Genomic DNA, 15,977 nt, shown 5'->3' with positions numbered 1-15,977 from the left:
TCTTGGTTATGCCCTCAATATAGAAAAAGTTAGTTTGTTTGTAAATACGGAAAATTAGGAATTTTTAGTGATTGCCTTAATTCCGATGTGTATTTATTTCACTGTTCGTCATTGTATTGCACAAACCTGGCTCAACGACCGCGACCAGTTCCTGTTCCCCAGCGACGGCTGGAAAACGAATTTTGAATTCCAGACGGATTGCCTCGTCTATGCGCTTTTCCACGGACAGAACCGCATCTCCTCTGCGCAAGGCGTAAACCACTGGATTCCCTTTACCCGGGAACAAGTGGGTTGCAAAAAGACGTTCAAAAGCACGTTCATGAGCGACTTCCTGAAAGGCGGCGATTTAAGGCTGCGCGCGAAAGCTGCGGACGGCGGGCTGTTCAGGGAAGAGTCCGTCATTGCGAGGAGCGAAGCGACGAAGCAATCTTCGGACGAGTGCGCCGTAAAGATTGCTTCGCCTACGGCTCGCAATGACGGCGCGGACTATGCCCACGAGGGCGGCGCGGACGGAGCGACAATGCACGGGGGCGTTGCGGGGGTGTCCCCCGCAGAAGGGGCAGCGCAAGACGCAAGCGCGGCTGGAGCGAGGGGAAGGCTTTCCCCTCTGGAAAATCTTTCTTCAGAAGCAAAGGCGGTTTACAACTCCGCGCTGGAACTGTGGAAATACTACCACGCCCAACCGAGCGCAAAACCCGACGCATCCTTTTACGACATCCGCAAATATTTTCAGGGCGAAAAGAACGGCAAAATGAACAGCACTTCCGACGACGAAATTTACAACGAGAAAATTTCCGACCTGCGGGAAAAAATGAAAACGCTGGCCGAAAAAATCCAGCCGAAGGTATATGAGTACGGCTTTTTGAAAGGGTAACTGGCAATTTTTAGAAATGAATTTTTACCATATGCATTACGTTTATATGCTCCTTTGTCAAGGAGGTCGCATTTATACCGGTTACGCAACCGATGTGCAAAAACGTTTTGAAGCGCATTGCGCCGGCAAAGGCGCCAAATTTACGCGGGCATTTCCGCCGCAAAAAATTCTGAAGATTTTTGAACTGGAATCCAAACACGACGCCTTACGCTTGGAAGCCTTCATCAAAAAATGCGCTCCAGAAGCAAAGCGAAGCTTCATCGCGTTGCCCAACGGAAAATTGCCCGATTTTTAATGCGCTTCGAGCCAGTTGGCGCCAAAGCCGACCGAAGCGACGAGAGGCACTTTGAGGGTCATCGCCTGCTGCATTTCGCTCTGCACGATTTTTCCCAATTCGTCCGCCTGATTTTTGGGGCATTCAAAAACCAATTCATCGTGAACTTGAAGCATCAGCGTGAGCGGCAATGCGTCCCGTTCAATACGCGATGCGATGCGAATCATCGCCGTTTTAATGAGATCGGCGGCACTTCCTTGAACAGGCGTATTGACCGCCATGCGTTCCGCCATCTGGCATTCCGTTCTGTCCGAAGAGTCGATGCCCAGAATAGCGCGTCTGCGTCCAGAAAGCGTTTCCACATAGCCATGCTCGTGCGCAAAATTCTTGATTTTTTCGATATAAGCTTCGACGCCTTGGTACAAATGAAAATAGCCGTCGATAAAGGATTTTGCTTCGCCCATGGAAATATGCAAATCGCGGGACAACCGAAACGGAGTCATTCCATAAAGCACACCAAAATTCACCACCTTCGCACGGCGGCGTTCGTCCGCAGAAACTTCTTCGGGCGATTTGCCAAACACGGCAGCCGCCGTCAGCGCATGAATATCCGTTCCGCTGTTATACGCTTCAATCAATTTTTCGTCTTCGCTCAAATGCGCAAGCATCCGGAGTTCAATCTGCGAATAGTCCGCAGAAAGAATCACTTGGTTTTCAGGATCCGCCGGGACAAAAGCTGCGCGGATTTTTTTACCTTCCTCCGAGCGAATCGGAATGTTCTGCAAATTCGGATCCCGGCTGGACAAGCGACCGGTCGCTGTTCCCCATTGGACAAAATTCGTGTGAATGCGATGCGTTTCCTTATTGACCAAAGTCGGCAGAACTTCCACATAAGTGTTCTGCAATTTTTTCAATTCACGAAAATGCAAAATCGACTGCAACAAAACGGTTTCCTGTTCGCTCAAATCGAATTCGTTCAGAAGGCGGTCGAGAACGGCGCTATCCGTGCTGCGGCCCGTCGCCGTTTTTTTCAGAACGCGCAATTTCAAATCGTCATAGAGGACTTCGGAAAGTTGCTTGGGGGAACCGATGTTGAAAGGTTTTCCCGAAAGCTTGTAAACAAGATTTTCCGTTTTTTCAATGCGGGATGCGAAATCTTTAGAAAGTTCCTCCAAGGATTTCAAGTCGATGGCGGCTCCGTTTTCTTCCATGTTGAAAAGCACTTTCAAAACCGGCATTTCCGTTTCAAGGAAGTGCTTTTCCAAATTGGCCGCAGCAAGTTTACTTTGTACAAAATCCCACAGTTCATAAATCGCAGCGGCGTTCTTTGCCGCAAATTCGCCGCCCTCATCTACAGATACGCGAGAAAACGGGATTTCATTTTTTCCATGCCCGACTAAAGATTCTTTGGAATCCAGTTCCCTGCCGACAAATCGCATGGAGAGTTCTTCCAATTCGTATTTGGATTCCCCGGGAGAAAGCATCCAAGCCCCGATTTGCGCATCTAAAATTTCTGCGGGTTCCACGCGTTCATCCATCGCCCGAGAAAGCACGTGCAACGTCGTCTTGGCCGAAAACATCCGCCATTTTTTGGACGCAATCGTGAACACAGGAACAAACCAATCCGCAAAGTATTCCGTATCGATATTGTTCAACGGAATGCCCATGTCGTCCGTATGTCCCAGCGGAACATAGAAGCCGCGATTCGGTTCTACAGCGAACGCTACGCCGACAATGGCCGTCTCCATTTGATTTTCGCCGTCAAACATGACCGCTATCGAAGGCGACTCACAGGATTCCACCGCCGCCTGCATTTCTTGAAAAGTCTTGGTCGTGCGCACCATCACCGTTTCAAAAGACTTGGCACTTCGCTTGGGCAATTCGCTCGAAAATCCCGCCTTGGAAGGAACGTCTTCTAAAAGTCGCAGCAGACTGAAAATTTCGTTTTCCTTGAAAACGGTGGCAAGCGCATCGCTTTCGATGCCGTGAAATTCCAACTCTTCCAAGGTTCCTTTAAACCCTCGGGACGATTGAATCGTGACAAGTTCCCGAGAAAGAAAAGCGTTTTCCTTGCCTTTTTCCAGATTGTCGTGCAAACCCTTTTTGGAAACTTTATCCAAATTTTCATAGAGATTGTCGATGTTTCCAAATTCCAAAAGAAGCTGTACAGCCGTTTTCGGGCCGACTTTTGCGACACCGGGGACATTGTCGGAACTGTCGCCCATCAAAGCCAAATAGTCGCGAATCTGTTCCGGGGGACTCCGAATTTTTCTTGAACCTGTTCCGGGCCAAAATCAATGCCGTCGGCTCCCTTCTCCAAATGGAAAAGATGAATTCTATCGTTCACCACCTGCGAAAGGTCCTTGTCCTTTGTCACTAGAAAAATCTGCTCGATGCCCTCTTTATACGCCACTTCCGCAGCAGCAGCCATCACATCGTCCGCTTCAAATCCTTTTTCAGAAAGAACAGGAATACCGCTGGCCTGAATCGCTTCTTCCAAAAGCGGCAGCTGCCTTGCCATTTCTTCGGGCATGGGACCTCGATTCGCCTTGTATTCTGGATAGAGTTCATGGCGAAAAGTCGGAGCGTTCACGTCGCGGACAATGGCAAAATGCGTCGGCTTGTGCTTGGCGAGCAATCGCAAAACCGTCCCCCAGTAACCGTGAACCAAAGAAACATCCAATCCATTCTTGTTGATCAAAGGATTTTTGGCATAGGCATAAAACATCCGAAACGCCAGAGCATACGAATCCAAAAGAAGAAGTTTTCTCGGACGATTTTCCATTTTCTACTCCTCGTTATAGCTGGAATAATAAGCTTCCAGCTTGGGGCGACATTCTTCATAGCACTTTTGCAAATTCGGATCGAATTGGGTGCCCATGGATTCCAAAATGATTTTATCCGCTTCGGCAAAAGAAAACTTTTTCTTGTAGCTGCGCTCGCTGACCAAGGCGTCATACACGTCGGCAATCGCCATAATGCGGGCTTCCAGCGGAATCTGTTCGCCTTTCAATCCTTTCGGGTAACCCGAGCCATCCCAGCGTTCATGATGGAAGAAGGCCATGTTCTGGGCGATTCGCTGCATCTCTTCCGATTCCACATTCGACAGCACGTTTTTGATAATTGCCGCCCCGATTTCCGCGTGGGTTTTCATCACTTCGTATTCTTCGGGCAAGAACTTTCCCATTTTTGTCAATATGGAATCTTTGATCGCAATTTTTCCCACATCGTGCATGGGAGCGGAACGGATGACATTATTGCAGAAATCTTCAGAAATTTGCCAATTTGCGTTTTGCCGGATTACGCCGACTAAAATTTGAACGGCATGGGCGACGCGTTTTAAATGTCCACCCGTACTGCCGTCCCGGAATTCCACCATATAAACCAGGCCGAGCGACATCTGCTTTTGTATCGAATGAATTTGGAGATTCTTTTCCTTTAAATCGGTCAAAGACGAATTGTAACGCCCCAAAAGCGAACTGTATTGCTGCATCTGCACGTCCTTTTCTATCCGCAGCAAAAATCCCTTGCTGCCATACCCATAGCTTACGGAGCGCACCAGGCATTTGAAAAAATCATCCCCAATTTGAAAATAGGAGAGGTTCTGGTTCATGGAAACCGCCCGATGAATCACATTCAAAAACGCCTTAAAGCTCTCGTTGGAATCTTTAAGGACGGAATCGATTCGACGGTGCAAAAGTTCCGGAAAATAGCGAAACGCCAACTCATTCGCTCCCACATAATGATAATCGGGAGTAATGGAAATATAGGCGCAAAAATTATTTTTTTGAACTTCTTCAACGATCAAAGAATTCAAATCATACCGTTGGAAACGGCTCGCGGCAAATAAAAGAATTACTTCGATAATCACATAGCAAGCGGGCATTACCAGCGTATCGGTTCCCAACGCACGAGAAACGATAAAAGCTTCGCCGCAAACAACACCGATGAGCGATGTATAGGCCAAATTATAAATAGGAATGTTTTTCTTTCGGATGCAAGCGTAAAGCCAAACGCCCATGCACGCCGCCATATAAGAGAGAAACATGACATTAAAGCAAACATGAAACGACCCATATTCCGCAGCAAAATTGCCAACGCCCATCGTCGTGATATATTCGACCTTTTCATAGAACCACGGTTTGTATCCCGTCGTGCAAGCCATTGTAAAAACAAAAATGCTGGGCAACAGCAGCAACAAATAGGTTTTCCGTTTCAATCGAATCTGGCAGACATCAAGGACTCCCAAGAAAATGAACATCGGGAAAAATGCCGCTCCGATATAAGCAATTTTATTTGCCAAAATCGCTTCTTCCACATTGGTGGACAGCGCCAAAAACAAATGCCCTAATTGCGCGATTGCCAAAAAATGAAAAACAGACGAATAAAAAAAGTTTTCTCTCTTTTTCGGGAACAAGCTATACAAAATAAGCAAGTTCACGGCGGAAATTACACACATCGCAATCAAATAAAAAATCACCATAATACAAAAATAAAAAAGCGAACGGAGGTCCATTCGCTTTTCTTTTTGCAAAAGTCAAAAATGCTCTATAAACGGATAGAGATTTTTTCTCGCATTTCTTTTACCGTTTCTACCGCCTTTTCTACCGAGTTCGCCCGGGCCAATAAAACGCCCATACGACGGTGCCCTCCGACTTGCGGTTTTCCAAACAGGCGCAATCCCGTATCTGGATTTTCCAGCACTTTCGCGAGATTGCCAAATTCAACCCGATCAGATTCGCCGTCCACAACGATCGCCTTGGAAGCGGAAGGACCGCGGAAAGCGATATTCGGGATCGGCAAGCCTAAAACAGCTCGAGCGTGAAGCGCAAATTCCGAAAGATCCTGCGAAATCAAAGTGACCATTCCGGTATCATGCGGGCGCGGACTCACTTCGCTGAAAAGGACATCTTCTCCGCAAACAAACATTTCCACGCCGAAAATGCCACGACCGCCCAAAGCGTCCGTAATTTTTTTCGCGATGTCCTGCGCTTTAGCCAGAACGGATTTTGCCATCGGCTGCGGCTGCCAAGATTCCTGATAATCCCCATTGACCTGATGATGCCCGATGGGTTCCAAAAAAGAAGTGCCTCCCACATGACGCACCGTGAGCAAGGTGATTTCATAATCGAAAGGAACAAAGCCTTCGACAATCACCCGGGATGGCTGTCCCGTACGTCCCTGGCTCTGCGAAATTTCCCAAGCCTTTTCGATATCCGCTTCGGTTTTTATGGTGCTTTGTCCATGCCCCGAAGAACTCATAACGGGCTTGACAACACAGGGGATGCCAACCATTTCCACCGCTTTTTTGAAATCGGCTTCGTTGTCCGCAAAACGATATGGCGAAGTCTTAAGGCCCAATTCTTCCGCGGCCAGCCGTCGAATGCCTTCGCGATTCATCGTCAAGCGAGTCGCCATCGCCGTCGGAATCACATTGTAACCTTCCTTTTCCAATTCCAAAAGGGTCGGCGTAGCAATCGCTTCGACCTCTGGCACAATGTAGTCCGGTTTTTCGAGTTCTATCACCCGACGCAATTCGGAGCCGTCCAGCATATTAACGACATGGCTGCGATGCGCCACCTGCATTCCGGGCGCATTGGCATAACGATCAATAGCAATCGTCTCGACGCCCAAACGCATCATTTCAATGATTACCTCTTTACCGAGTTCCCCCGCGCCACAAAAAAGAACACGGGTCGCCTTGTCGCTGAGAGGAGTTCCAATTGTTCCTAGTTCTGCCATCCTATTCTCCAATTACTTTTTGTTTTTTCCGGAAGTGCCTTTTTCGTATCCATTCAAGCAAGAAACGGCCTGACTATTGCAAGGAGTTCCCTCCCGGAAAGTCGTTTCGCCGTCCGATTCAAAAACCGCATGAACCATACGGACAAAATCATTCGAAGCCGACTTGCCCACTGTCACCTTGTAATAGAGTTCGTCGTCCCGAGTATAGACAAGAATCGTCGCGGTTTCACGGGAATTCCATTTGCTCTTTACCGAAAAACCGTAAGGGACCTCTTGAACCGTGAACGCCTGCAATGCGGGCATTTCGATTTCAAAGTCCTTCCAAGTGACAAACTTGCCCGCTCGCCGCGCTTCAAAAAACGCAGAAGAATCCTTTTCGTTCATATCGCCCATGACACGATTGATCTGGCCGTCGTAAGCCTCTTGAAGCAGCCGCAGTTCCTCTTCCTGCAAAGTCAATCGTTCTTCCGAATCCATCGCCCAAAGCGGAATCGCCCAAAAAATCGCCAAAACAAAAAGCCATTTATACATATTACAACTTTAAAAATAAATCTTCTCTTTTGAAAAATGCTTTGTGCAAGAACAGCTTTTAGGCCAAATAAAAAAGCCGGAATGTTCGCTATATGAACTCTTCCGGCAAAAAATTCTGGGCATCGTCTGGAGAAAACGCCCGGATAGAATTTTAACGGCTACCGAAGCACCAGCGTTTTTGTCAAAAGCGTTTTACCGTTTTCCGAAACGACTTTGACAATCCACTTGCCCGCAGGGATTTTGGAGAGCGATACCTGAGCATTCCCCGAAACCGATTGCTGCAAGCACAGTTTTCCATTGACACCGAGCAGAGATAAAGTGCTTTGCGCCGGAGCCTGTACAAACAAATTCCGCGCGCGAAGTTCCACCGAAGCAGCCAGCGTTTTCGGATTTACCTTTGTCGGAATCGGGAGGATCGTTCCCTTCGGTGCTCCGACAACGAGCCCTCGTCCAACAGTGCTCATATAGACCACACCAAAATGGTTCATGTCGCCCTGTACAAAATTGCCGTTGCCCGGACCGCCGAACTGATGTTTATCGTCATTGATGCGTTCCCAAGTTTTCCCTTTATCCGTGGAACGGTAAATGCCCAGAGGATTCTCCGCGCCGCCGGCAATGCCCCAAATGAAAATCGTCTCGTAATCCGCGCCTTCTTTCGCTTTGCCGATTCCCACGGCAATCGCCGTATTCACTCCAGAAACGCGATTCCAAGAAGCTCCGCCATCTTCCGTATAGGCCAGACCATTTTCGGAATACCCTTTGGCAAGCCAAACTTGAGACTGGTCGAGAGGCACCCACAAATGTCCTTCCTTTCCGGGGACCGTGCGAATCAGACCGCCACCATTATAATATTCGCCCGTGGATTCGTTTTGCAAACGGGCATCCTGCTTCAAAAATGTTTTGGCTTTGTCCGTCGATTTATAAAGCGAACCCATTGAATTGACAACATAAAATGTATTGGCGTCCACGGGGTCTGCAACAATTCGCGCATACTGCGTCTGCTCGCCCGTATTGACGGATTCCCACGTAACGCCATTGTCTTCGGAGCGGTAAACCGTTGCGCTCTGGTCGGGGCGATGCAGCATCACTTTGCCGTCCGCAGAAAGAACAACCAGGCCTTTGGAACCTTTGAGATTCGTTTCCACAGAATCCCAAGTTTTTCCCAAATCGTCAGAGCGATACATGACATTGTAATTGATGGATTCGTATTGCCCGTAAACCGTAATCACTCCGGTGCGCAAAAGCGTTCCAGAACCCGCTGCATACGCCATGCTTTCTGTCGTTCCGATTGTCGGCGTGTGGCGCGGATAACTTTTTTCGACATCTTCATAAACAGCACCGTCATAATCCCCAATCGCCGTAACCAGCGGTCCGTTCGGAATGCTCACGATATCGAGAGGGACCGTTTCTTCAATTCCCTTGGACTGGAATTTCCAAAGCGGGACAGCCGCTGTAATATCGTCCGTCTGGAAAATGCCGTTTCCACTGGTCACCCAAACCTGTTTGGAATCAAAAGGGTTGAATTCGAGGGAACCCGCCCAATGAATCGCATTGCCCGGAATCCAGACGGTTCCATTTGCATCGACATTCACGCCCGCGTTGTAATCCTGCCCATGAATCCACGTTGTGCCGCCGTCCGTAGAAACGTAAATGCGGTCGCCGTAATTATCCTTTCCATTTTCGTAAAGATGCCTGCCGGTGTACTTGCCGACCGTAGAAACGACAATGTGTTTGGAATCGTTCGGATCAATCGCAATGCCGCCGTAAGAGCTGGCGTCTTTTTCTCCGTCGTTGGAAGGCGTAATATCCGTCCACGTTCCTGTTGCAACATTGTATTTGTAAACGGCTCCACTATTGACGCTATGCGGTCCCGGGCCATCGGCATAAGTGATATAGAGATTTCCTTCTACCAGCTTGGCGCGGTGCGGCATTAGATTCGCGGGACCACCCGAAACGACCGTCCAAGTTTTTCCGCCGTCCCGACTGACCTGCAAATTGTCCGAAGTTTGGGAAATGCCGATGTAAATCGTCGAAGAGGAACCGTCGGCAAGGGTGCTTTGTGAATCATCAAAAAGGACAAAGCTAATGCCATTGACATTAGTGAGAGAATTTCCTGTGGCACTGGAAAGAGCGACTTCATAAATGCGATTCCATGTTTTGCCGTAATCTTCGCTTTTATAAAGCCCTTTGGTTCGGCTACCGCACAAAATAATGTTCGACATATTCGGATCGACGGCAAGTTTTTCGCCGGTTTGCCGACCCATACCGTTTCCGTGCGCCAGCATTTCCACATAGCTCGTGTCCCAAGTCGTTCCGTAGTCTTCACTGCGAAGAACCGCCGTTCTACCATCGCTAAAATATCCCGTTCCCGCAAGGACGTAAATTCGTTTCGGATCCTTGGGATCCAGCGCAAACGCTTCCGTTCCGTATAATCCCTTGTCGTTTTCCGAAATCCAGTCCATCAAAGGAATCCAGCGGCTGGCATCAAAATTATAACGGTAAATGCCGCCGACATCGGTTCGGGCGTAAAGCACATTTTTCTCGGTCGGGTGAAAAATCACCGCGCTCACAAATCCGCCACCGTCAAAGCGGACATTGCCCCAATCATAGGATTCCGCAGCAAACGCGGAAACTCCGAATCCGAAAACAACCGAAGTGAATATTTTTAAAAATCGCATGGTAAATCCTTTTGTTTAGAAAGAAAATATATTCTTTTTAGGGCGGGATATACAAAACTCCTGCCGATTTGCTTGGTCAGTGGTTGATGTGCTTCGACTAGTTCGAAAAGCGGCTGCTGTGTTTCGAGAACCGGTCCCTGAGCCTGTCGAAGGGCAGCAACCGGTTGTTGAAGCACACCAACCGGTGCGAAAGTCATGGCAAGGAAAAAATCGGCGAAGCCATCTTCAATCACGCAAAGGATTGTCACACCGCAATCCGTTTTTCGCTTGGGACAGCGAATGTAACCATTACAAAGCCCGACGCACGTCTGAAACGCCGAATGTAACCATCACAAAGCCCGACGCACGTCTGAAATGCCGAATGTAACCATTACAAAGCCCGACGCACGTCTGAAACGCCGAATGTAACCATCACAAAGCCCGACGCACGTCTGAAATGCCGAATGTAACCATTACAAAGCCCGACGCACGTCTGAAACGCCGAATGTAACCATCACAAAGCCCGACGCACGTCTGAAATGCCGAATGTAACCATCACAAAGCCCGACGCACGTCTGAAACGCCGAATGTAACCATCACAAAGCCCGACGCACGTCTGAAACGCCGAATGTAACCATTACAAAGCCCGACGCACGTCTGAAACGCCGAATGTAACCATTACAAAGCCCGACGCACGTCTGAAACGCCGAATGTAACCATTACAAAGCCCGACGCACGTCTGAATCACCAAATGTAACGGAGCCAAAACAGGCATAGGGAATGTTTCAAAGCGCATCGATAAGTTAGCGGGGCAATTCGGAGTTATCAGTTGTCCCTGCCCTTCGGCAGGCGAGCATCTGGTGAAGCCTCTTACCGATAATTCAATTCAATTCTTTTTTGACTGTAAATCGATTGCCCGCCATTGCAGGCGTAAGCGACAATGCACACGACAAAAAAAGCGGGAAGAGTGCCAAAACCAAAAATTTCACAGCCGATGAACATCGGAGCGAGCCATGTTTTTGTAGCGCTTCCAAAAACCGCAGCATACCCGAGAGCCGCAGCAAGCGGAAAAGGAAGTCCTAATGCGACAGAAGCGACCGCGCCAAAACTCGCACCGATGCTAAATAAAGGAGTCACTTCTCCGCCGACAAATCCCGCCGAAAGGGTTAAAATCGTCAAAACGAATTTCAAAATCCAATCGTAATTATAAATGCCCTCGGCATATCCATTTGCACCAATAAAGCTCCAGTCTATCAGATTTGTTCCTAACCCAGAATAACGCCCTTGCCAGAGCAACAGGAAAAGGATACTCAACGCGACACCCATCACAGCAACCCGCCGGATTTCATTCGGAAATTTTTTGGCAAAGAACGCACGGGAAAGCTTTAGCACCTTCGCAAAGCCGCCGCCCACAATGCCAAAAAGTACTCCGAGCAATGCCAGTTTCAAAATGAAATTCACATCCAGCGAACCCTCATGAACAAAAAGAGAAAACACATCCAAGCCGCCGTTCTTTTCTAACAAACCGTTCAAATCCACAGAAAATTTGGGAAGCCCCAGCATATTTGAAACCTTGCAAGCGGCAAAGGATGCGATCGCCGTCGGGAATAGGGATTTCAAATCAAGATAGCCGACAATCAGAACTTCCAGCGCAAAAATTGTCGCCGCCAAAGGAATCTGGAAAAGTCCCGAAAATCCAGCGGCTATTCCCGCGACAAGCAAAATATGTCCCGCATTTTCAAAGGGGAGTTTTTTGCCCACGCCATGGCCCAAAGCCGCACCCATCTGCATGGCAACGCCCTCGCGCCCAGCGCTTCCACCAAACAAATGCGTCATCCACGTGCCAACGGCGACAAATGGAATCATTCGCCACGGAATGCCGGATTCCTTTCCTTGCCCCACGGCAAAAACCAGGTTCAAGCCGCGTTCCGAACCTTTTCCCCATTTTTTATAAGCAAACACGATTCCCACACCGACAAGAGCCAGCAAAGGAATAAAATACAACGGATGAGCGTCCCGCAAATTTCCAACAAGCAAAAGGACTCGACCGAAAAACGCCATCAAAGCACCGATAAAAGTTCCCAGCAAAAGCGCAACAAGCGAGAGTGCCGGCAAAGAAAGCCACTTTTTGCAAAATCCTACAAGGCGCGACTTCATCTGCGCCTTTGCCATTTTCATCATCTGCTCTTTCATTTCGGGAGACATTCCCGCGAACATTTCCTGAAACTGCTTGTATTTATTGGAGTTAAAATTCATCATCGGATTTGTTCCCTTTTAAAATGGCAAAAATGTTTATTCGGATGCGCCCTATTCCAGATTTTGCAGAATTTTTTCCAGCATCGCGTGGCAGCCTTTGTTCACATCTTTCCACGTCTCTTCAAAATCGCCGGTGTACCAAGGGTCAGCGACATCCCGATTTTCTCCGCACCAATCCATCAGCAAAGAAATTTTCCCTTTGACTTGAGGGTCCGTTTCTCGCGCATAAATATCAGCGGGCAAAATCCAGCGAAGATTTCGCAGATTATTCAAATCCATCAAAACGATGTAATCATAGTAGGAGTAATCTTCGGCTGTCATTTGTACGGCAAATTTTCCGTGGCAATCGATTCCATTTTTGAGCAAAATTCTGCGAGCGGGAGGATATACGGGATTTCCAATTTCTTCAGTGCTTGTCGCCGCCGAAGCGATTTCGAAATCAGCAGGCGCATATTTTTTCCCAACGGGGATTTTTGACACTAGTTTTTTCATGACAAATTCCGCCATAGGGCTTCGGCAGATATTTCCATGACAAACAAAAAGAATGCGAACCATTTTTACCGTCCACGCTTATTGCGGAATCGCCGCGATTAATTTTTTCGTATAGTCCGCCTGGGGATGCAAAATCACATTTCGGCTCGTTCCCGTTTCCACAATGCGACCATTGAACATCACCGCTACGCGATCCGTGTATTGCGCGACCAGTCCCATATTGTGCGTAATCAAAAGCACCGCTGTTTGCGATTGATTCGCCATTTGTTTCAACAAATTCAGCACCGCCGCTTGCACGGTCACGTCCAAAGCCGTCGTCGGTTCGTCCGCAATAATCAAATCCGGTTCCGAGACCAGAGCCATCACGATGCAAATCCGTTGCAACATTCCTCCGCTCATTTCGCAGGGGTAGCCGTTCAGCACGCGTTCCAAATCCGAAAAACCCGCCGAACGCAAGAGTTCCCGAATTTTTTCCAACGCTTCCTTTTTGGGCGTTTCAGGAATCGCTTCCAAAAGTTGGCTTTTGATTTTGCGAACAGGATCCAGTGCCTGCATCGGTTCCTGAAAAATCACCGAGATTTTTTTCCCGCGAATCCTCCGCAATTCCACCGGTTTCATCTGGAGCAAATCTTCGCCGTGAAAAATCGCCGATCCCGAAATCACTTGTGCCGAAGGACGAGGCAAAAGTCCCAAAAGGCTCATCGCCGTCACGCTCTTTCCGCTGCCCGATTCGCCGACCAGCGCAAAAAATTCTCCAGGGCGAATATCAAACGAAACGTCAAAAGTCACCTGTTTCCGCTGTTCCCCGCCAAAAGCCACCGAAACATTTTGCACCGAAATCACCGGCGACACGTTTTCTGCCAAATCATTCATAACGGTCTCCGCGTTTCGGATCCATAACATCCCGGATTCCTTCGCCGACAAAAGTCGTCAAGAGCAGAGTCACAAAAAGAGCCGCCACCGTGCTGACCGAAATCCACGGCGCATACAAATTGTTCAAACCTTCGCTCATCAGTTCGCCCCAACTCGGCGTCGGCGGTTCCAGTCCAAAGCCCAAAAAATCCAGCGACGTCAAGCTGCCAATTCCGCCGATCAACGTAAAAGGAAATAGCGAAATCACAGGAGTCATCGCATTCGGCAAAATCTCTTTGAAAAAAATATGCAACCTTCCCATTCCCAGCATTTTCGCTGCACGCACATACTGTTGCGAACGCAACTTCAGATATTCCGCACGCATATAATAACTGAGCGATATCCAGTTAAAAGCCGCCATAATCGCAATCAGCAAGACAAAGCTGCGCCCATAAATGGAACCGATTAAAATGACCACATACAAAAACGGCAGCGACGACCAAATTTCAATCCCCCGCTGCATAAAGATGTCCCACTTGCCGCCCAAATAACCCTGAATCCCGCCGATGACGATTCCCAAAAACGTGCCGAGCAACGTCAAGAGCAAACTGAAACTCATGCAAATTCGAAAACCGTGAATCAGGCGAGCAAGAACGTCTCGACCATGCGCATCCGTTCCCAGCAAGTGCCGGTGGCTAGGCGCGAATGGCGGCGTCCCTTCTTCCGAAAGATCCGCTTTCAAAGGATCCTGCGCAATCAAGGGCATGAGCGCCCATACGTTTTTTCCGTTTTCCTTTGCTTCGGAAATCAACTTGGGGTAATCCGGTTCGGTCTGGTATATTCCCCCGAATTCCGTTTCGGCGTAAGAGACAAAGGCTGGGAAATAAGTTTTCCCTTCATAGCGCATGAGCAACGGTTCATCGTTCACCAACCACGGCGAGAGCAGCGAAAACGCATACAGAGCAACCAGTGCCCAAAACGAAACAAAAGCCAACCTGTTTTTTTTCAGCAGCAGAATTTTCTTTTGGGTTTCGGATGAAAGTTTGAACATAAACGCCTCAGCCGAATCGGATTCTCGGGTCCACAAAAGTGTAAAGGATATCGCTGAAAAGACGACCGAACATCGTGAGGACGCTCGAAAGCAAAATCACGCCCATCACAACATTGTAATCCCGATTCACCATGGAATTGTAATAAAGAAGTCCCATGCCGTCGATGTCGAAAACTTTTTCAATTAAAAGGGCTCCCGCAAAAAGAAGGGTGAAAATTTCGGAAAGACGCGTGACAATCGGAATCAAAGCGTTTCGCAAGGCGTGCCGAACCAGAGCTTCGCGAAAAGAAAGTCCCTTCGCCATCGCCGTTCGCATATAGTCCTTGCCCAATTCTTCGAGTACGCTGTTCTTCATTAAAAAAGTCAAAAAGGCGAACTCGCCGATCATATAGCAAAACATCGGGAGCGTCCAGTGCATCAGAACATCTCCAGCTTTTCCCCAAAAGGAGAGTTCTTCAAAATCTTCGGACACGATGCCGCCCAGCGGGAAAATATCCAAAAAAGAGCCGCCCGCCAAAAAGATGATAAGGAGAATGCCAAGCGCATAACCGGGCATCACATAGCCCGAAAAAATCACCGCCGAAGAAGCCTTGTCAAACAGGGAATGGTTCCGGACCGCTTTGGCAAGCCCCAGAGGAATGCACACGAGATAGCTCAAAAAAAACGAAGTGATTCCAAAGGCCAGCGAAACAGGAAAGCGGGAAGCGATGACATCCCACACCGGGATTCCGTAGGAATACGAAGTTCCCAAATCCAGATGGACGACATTCCACAGCCAGTCCAGATAACGCTCCCAGGCCGGCTTGTCAAAACCGAAATAGCTCTGAATCTGCGCTATCTGTTCGGGAGAAATCGCCTTGGACGCCGAAACTCCCCCATGAGCTGCCGCCGCGGACTGCACCTTGGCAATCATTTCCTCGACGGGACCGCCCGGAATCAACTGCACCAAGGCAAAGCAGACGACCGTAATTCCCAAAACCGTGGGAATCATAAGCAGCAATCGGCGGATAATGTAGGCTTTCATGGATAAGGGAAATTTAACTTTTTCCCGCTTTTCTTTGGATTTTTCACGCTTTTTGCGCCCTCAAAATCATTTTTTGCATTTCTACGCAAATTTTGCGTTATTCGGTCTCCATTTTCACGCCCCCTTGACAAAAGGACAAAAATTTTCTCTTTTTGCTTTCGACAAACAGAAATTTAACCCTTTTTGGAGATAAGGATATGCCTTGCGGAAAGAAAAGAAAGCGT

The 15,977-nt window shown here is 48.4% G+C and carries 14 protein-coding genes; 2 read left to right on the top strand and 12 right to left on the bottom strand.

Annotated features, from left to right (window positions below):
• Positions 1–85 precede the first annotated feature (85 nt).
• Both BGX14_RS10315 and BGX14_RS10310 read left to right on the top strand, forming a co-directional pair.
• On the top strand, positions 86–874 hold the full coding sequence (locus BGX14_RS10315; protein ID WP_095879846.1) for a hypothetical protein: 789 nt from the start codon (positions 86–88) through the stop codon (positions 872–874).
• 16 nt (positions 875–890) lie between these two features.
• On the top strand, positions 891–1,169 hold the full coding sequence (locus tag BGX14_RS10310) for a GIY-YIG nuclease family protein (protein WP_095879845.1): 279 nt from the start codon (positions 891–893) through the stop codon (positions 1,167–1,169).
• Here BGX14_RS10310 and polA read toward each other — a convergent pair.
• From polA to BGX14_RS10255, 12 genes are all read right to left on the bottom strand, one after another.
• On the bottom strand, positions 1,166–3,373 hold the full coding sequence (gene polA / locus BGX14_RS10305; RefSeq protein ID WP_233126516.1) for a DNA polymerase I: 2,208 nt from the start codon (positions 3,371–3,373) through the stop codon (positions 1,166–1,168). The genes BGX14_RS10310 and polA overlap by 4 nt on opposite strands.
• Positions 3,373–3,933 carry a hypothetical protein gene (locus BGX14_RS16155; RefSeq protein WP_233126515.1) on the bottom strand — a complete coding sequence of 187 codons (561 nt, stop codon included), beginning with the start codon at positions 3,931–3,933 and terminating at the stop codon, positions 3,373–3,375. The genes polA and BGX14_RS16155 overlap by 1 nt, the downstream gene beginning before the upstream one ends.
• Positions 3,934–3,936: 3 nt before the next feature.
• On the bottom strand, positions 3,937–5,607 hold the full coding sequence (locus tag BGX14_RS10300; RefSeq protein ID WP_233126576.1) for an HD domain-containing phosphohydrolase: 1,671 nt from the start codon (positions 5,605–5,607) through the stop codon (positions 3,937–3,939).
• Between the two features lie 89 nt (positions 5,608–5,696).
• Positions 5,697–6,890 (bottom strand): formate-dependent phosphoribosylglycinamide formyltransferase, encoded by a 1,194-nt coding sequence (gene purT / locus BGX14_RS10295; protein ID WP_095879843.1) that lies wholly within the window; start codon positions 6,888–6,890, stop codon positions 5,697–5,699.
• 12 nt (positions 6,891–6,902) lie between these two features.
• Positions 6,903–7,421 (bottom strand): hypothetical protein, encoded by a 519-nt coding sequence (locus BGX14_RS10290; RefSeq protein WP_073305203.1) that lies wholly within the window; start codon positions 7,419–7,421, stop codon positions 6,903–6,905.
• 158 nt (positions 7,422–7,579) lie between these two features.
• Positions 7,580–10,099: a sialidase family protein gene (locus tag BGX14_RS10285; RefSeq protein WP_095879842.1), complete on the bottom strand. Its 2,520-nt coding sequence runs from the start codon at positions 10,097–10,099 to the stop codon at positions 7,580–7,582.
• Positions 10,087–10,332 carry a hypothetical protein gene (locus BGX14_RS10280; RefSeq protein ID WP_143394217.1) on the bottom strand — a complete coding sequence of 82 codons (246 nt, stop codon included), beginning with the start codon at positions 10,330–10,332 and terminating at the stop codon, positions 10,087–10,089. The genes BGX14_RS10285 and BGX14_RS10280 overlap by 13 nt, the downstream gene beginning before the upstream one ends.
• A 616-nt stretch (positions 10,333–10,948) precedes the next feature.
• A complete protein-coding gene (locus BGX14_RS10275; protein ID WP_369833026.1) occupies positions 10,949–12,271 on the bottom strand; it encodes a chloride channel protein in 1,323 nt (440 codons plus the stop codon).
• A 114-nt stretch (positions 12,272–12,385) separates the two neighbouring features.
• Entirely contained in the window at positions 12,386–12,889 is a 504-nt protein-coding gene (locus tag BGX14_RS10270) for a low molecular weight protein-tyrosine-phosphatase (protein ID WP_095879841.1), read from the bottom strand.
• Between the two features lie 15 nt (positions 12,890–12,904).
• Positions 12,905–13,699, bottom strand: coding sequence for an ABC transporter ATP-binding protein (locus BGX14_RS10265; protein WP_158223294.1), 795 nt, complete (start codon positions 13,697–13,699; stop codon positions 12,905–12,907).
• Positions 13,692–14,729, bottom strand: a complete 1,038-nt coding sequence (locus tag BGX14_RS10260) for an ABC transporter permease subunit (RefSeq protein ID WP_095879840.1) — start codon at positions 14,727–14,729, stop codon at positions 13,692–13,694. Before BGX14_RS10260 ends, BGX14_RS10265 begins: the two co-directional genes overlap by 8 nt.
• A 7-nt stretch (positions 14,730–14,736) precedes the next feature.
• Complete coding sequence (locus BGX14_RS10255; RefSeq protein WP_073305215.1) at positions 14,737–15,753, bottom strand: ABC transporter permease subunit; 1,017 nt, start codon at positions 15,751–15,753, stop codon at positions 14,737–14,739.
• Positions 15,754–15,977: the final 224 nt, after the last annotated feature.

This window comes from Fibrobacter sp. UWS1, assembly GCF_002300445.1.
In the GTDB taxonomy this organism is placed as follows: Bacteria; Fibrobacterota; Fibrobacteria; order Fibrobacterales; family Fibrobacteraceae; genus Hallerella; species Hallerella intestinalis.
This window is presented reverse-complemented; position numbering and strand designations above follow the sequence as displayed.

Coding starts and splice junctions, on each gene's coding strand:
- BGX14_RS10285 (WP_095879842.1), bottom strand. CDS start 10,099: ATGCGATTTTTAAAAATATTCACTTCGGTTGTTTTCGGATTCGGAGTT.
- BGX14_RS10260 (WP_095879840.1), bottom strand. CDS start 14,729: ATGTTCAAACTTTCATCCGAAACCCAAAAGAAAATTCTGCTGCTGAAA.
- purT (WP_095879843.1), bottom strand. CDS start 6,890: ATGGCAGAACTAGGAACAATTGGAACTCCTCTCAGCGACAAGGCGACC.
- BGX14_RS10300 (WP_233126576.1), bottom strand. CDS start 5,607: ATGTGTGTAATTTCCGCCGTGAACTTGCTTATTTTGTATAGCTTGTTC.
- polA (WP_233126516.1), bottom strand. CDS start 3,373: ATGGGCGACAGTTCCGACAATGTCCCCGGTGTCGCAAAAGTCGGCCCG.
- BGX14_RS10310 (WP_095879845.1), top strand. CDS start 891: ATGAATTTTTACCATATGCATTACGTTTATATGCTCCTTTGTCAAGGA.
- BGX14_RS10315 (WP_095879846.1), top strand. CDS start 86: ATGTGTATTTATTTCACTGTTCGTCATTGTATTGCACAAACCTGGCTC.
- BGX14_RS10255 (WP_073305215.1), bottom strand. CDS start 15,753: ATGAAAGCCTACATTATCCGCCGATTGCTGCTTATGATTCCCACGGTT.
- BGX14_RS10265 (WP_158223294.1), bottom strand. CDS start 13,699: ATGAATGATTTGGCAGAAAACGTGTCGCCGGTGATTTCGGTGCAAAAT.
- BGX14_RS10290 (WP_073305203.1), bottom strand. CDS start 7,421: ATGTATAAATGGCTTTTTGTTTTGGCGATTTTTTGGGCGATTCCGCTT.
- BGX14_RS10270 (WP_095879841.1), bottom strand. CDS start 12,889: ATGGTTCGCATTCTTTTTGTTTGTCATGGAAATATCTGCCGAAGCCCT.
- BGX14_RS10275 (WP_369833026.1), bottom strand. CDS start 12,271: ATGAAAGAGCAGATGATGAAAATGGCAAAGGCGCAGATGAAGTCGCGC.
- BGX14_RS16155 (WP_233126515.1), bottom strand. CDS start 3,933: ATGGAAAATCGTCCGAGAAAACTTCTTCTTTTGGATTCGTATGCTCTG.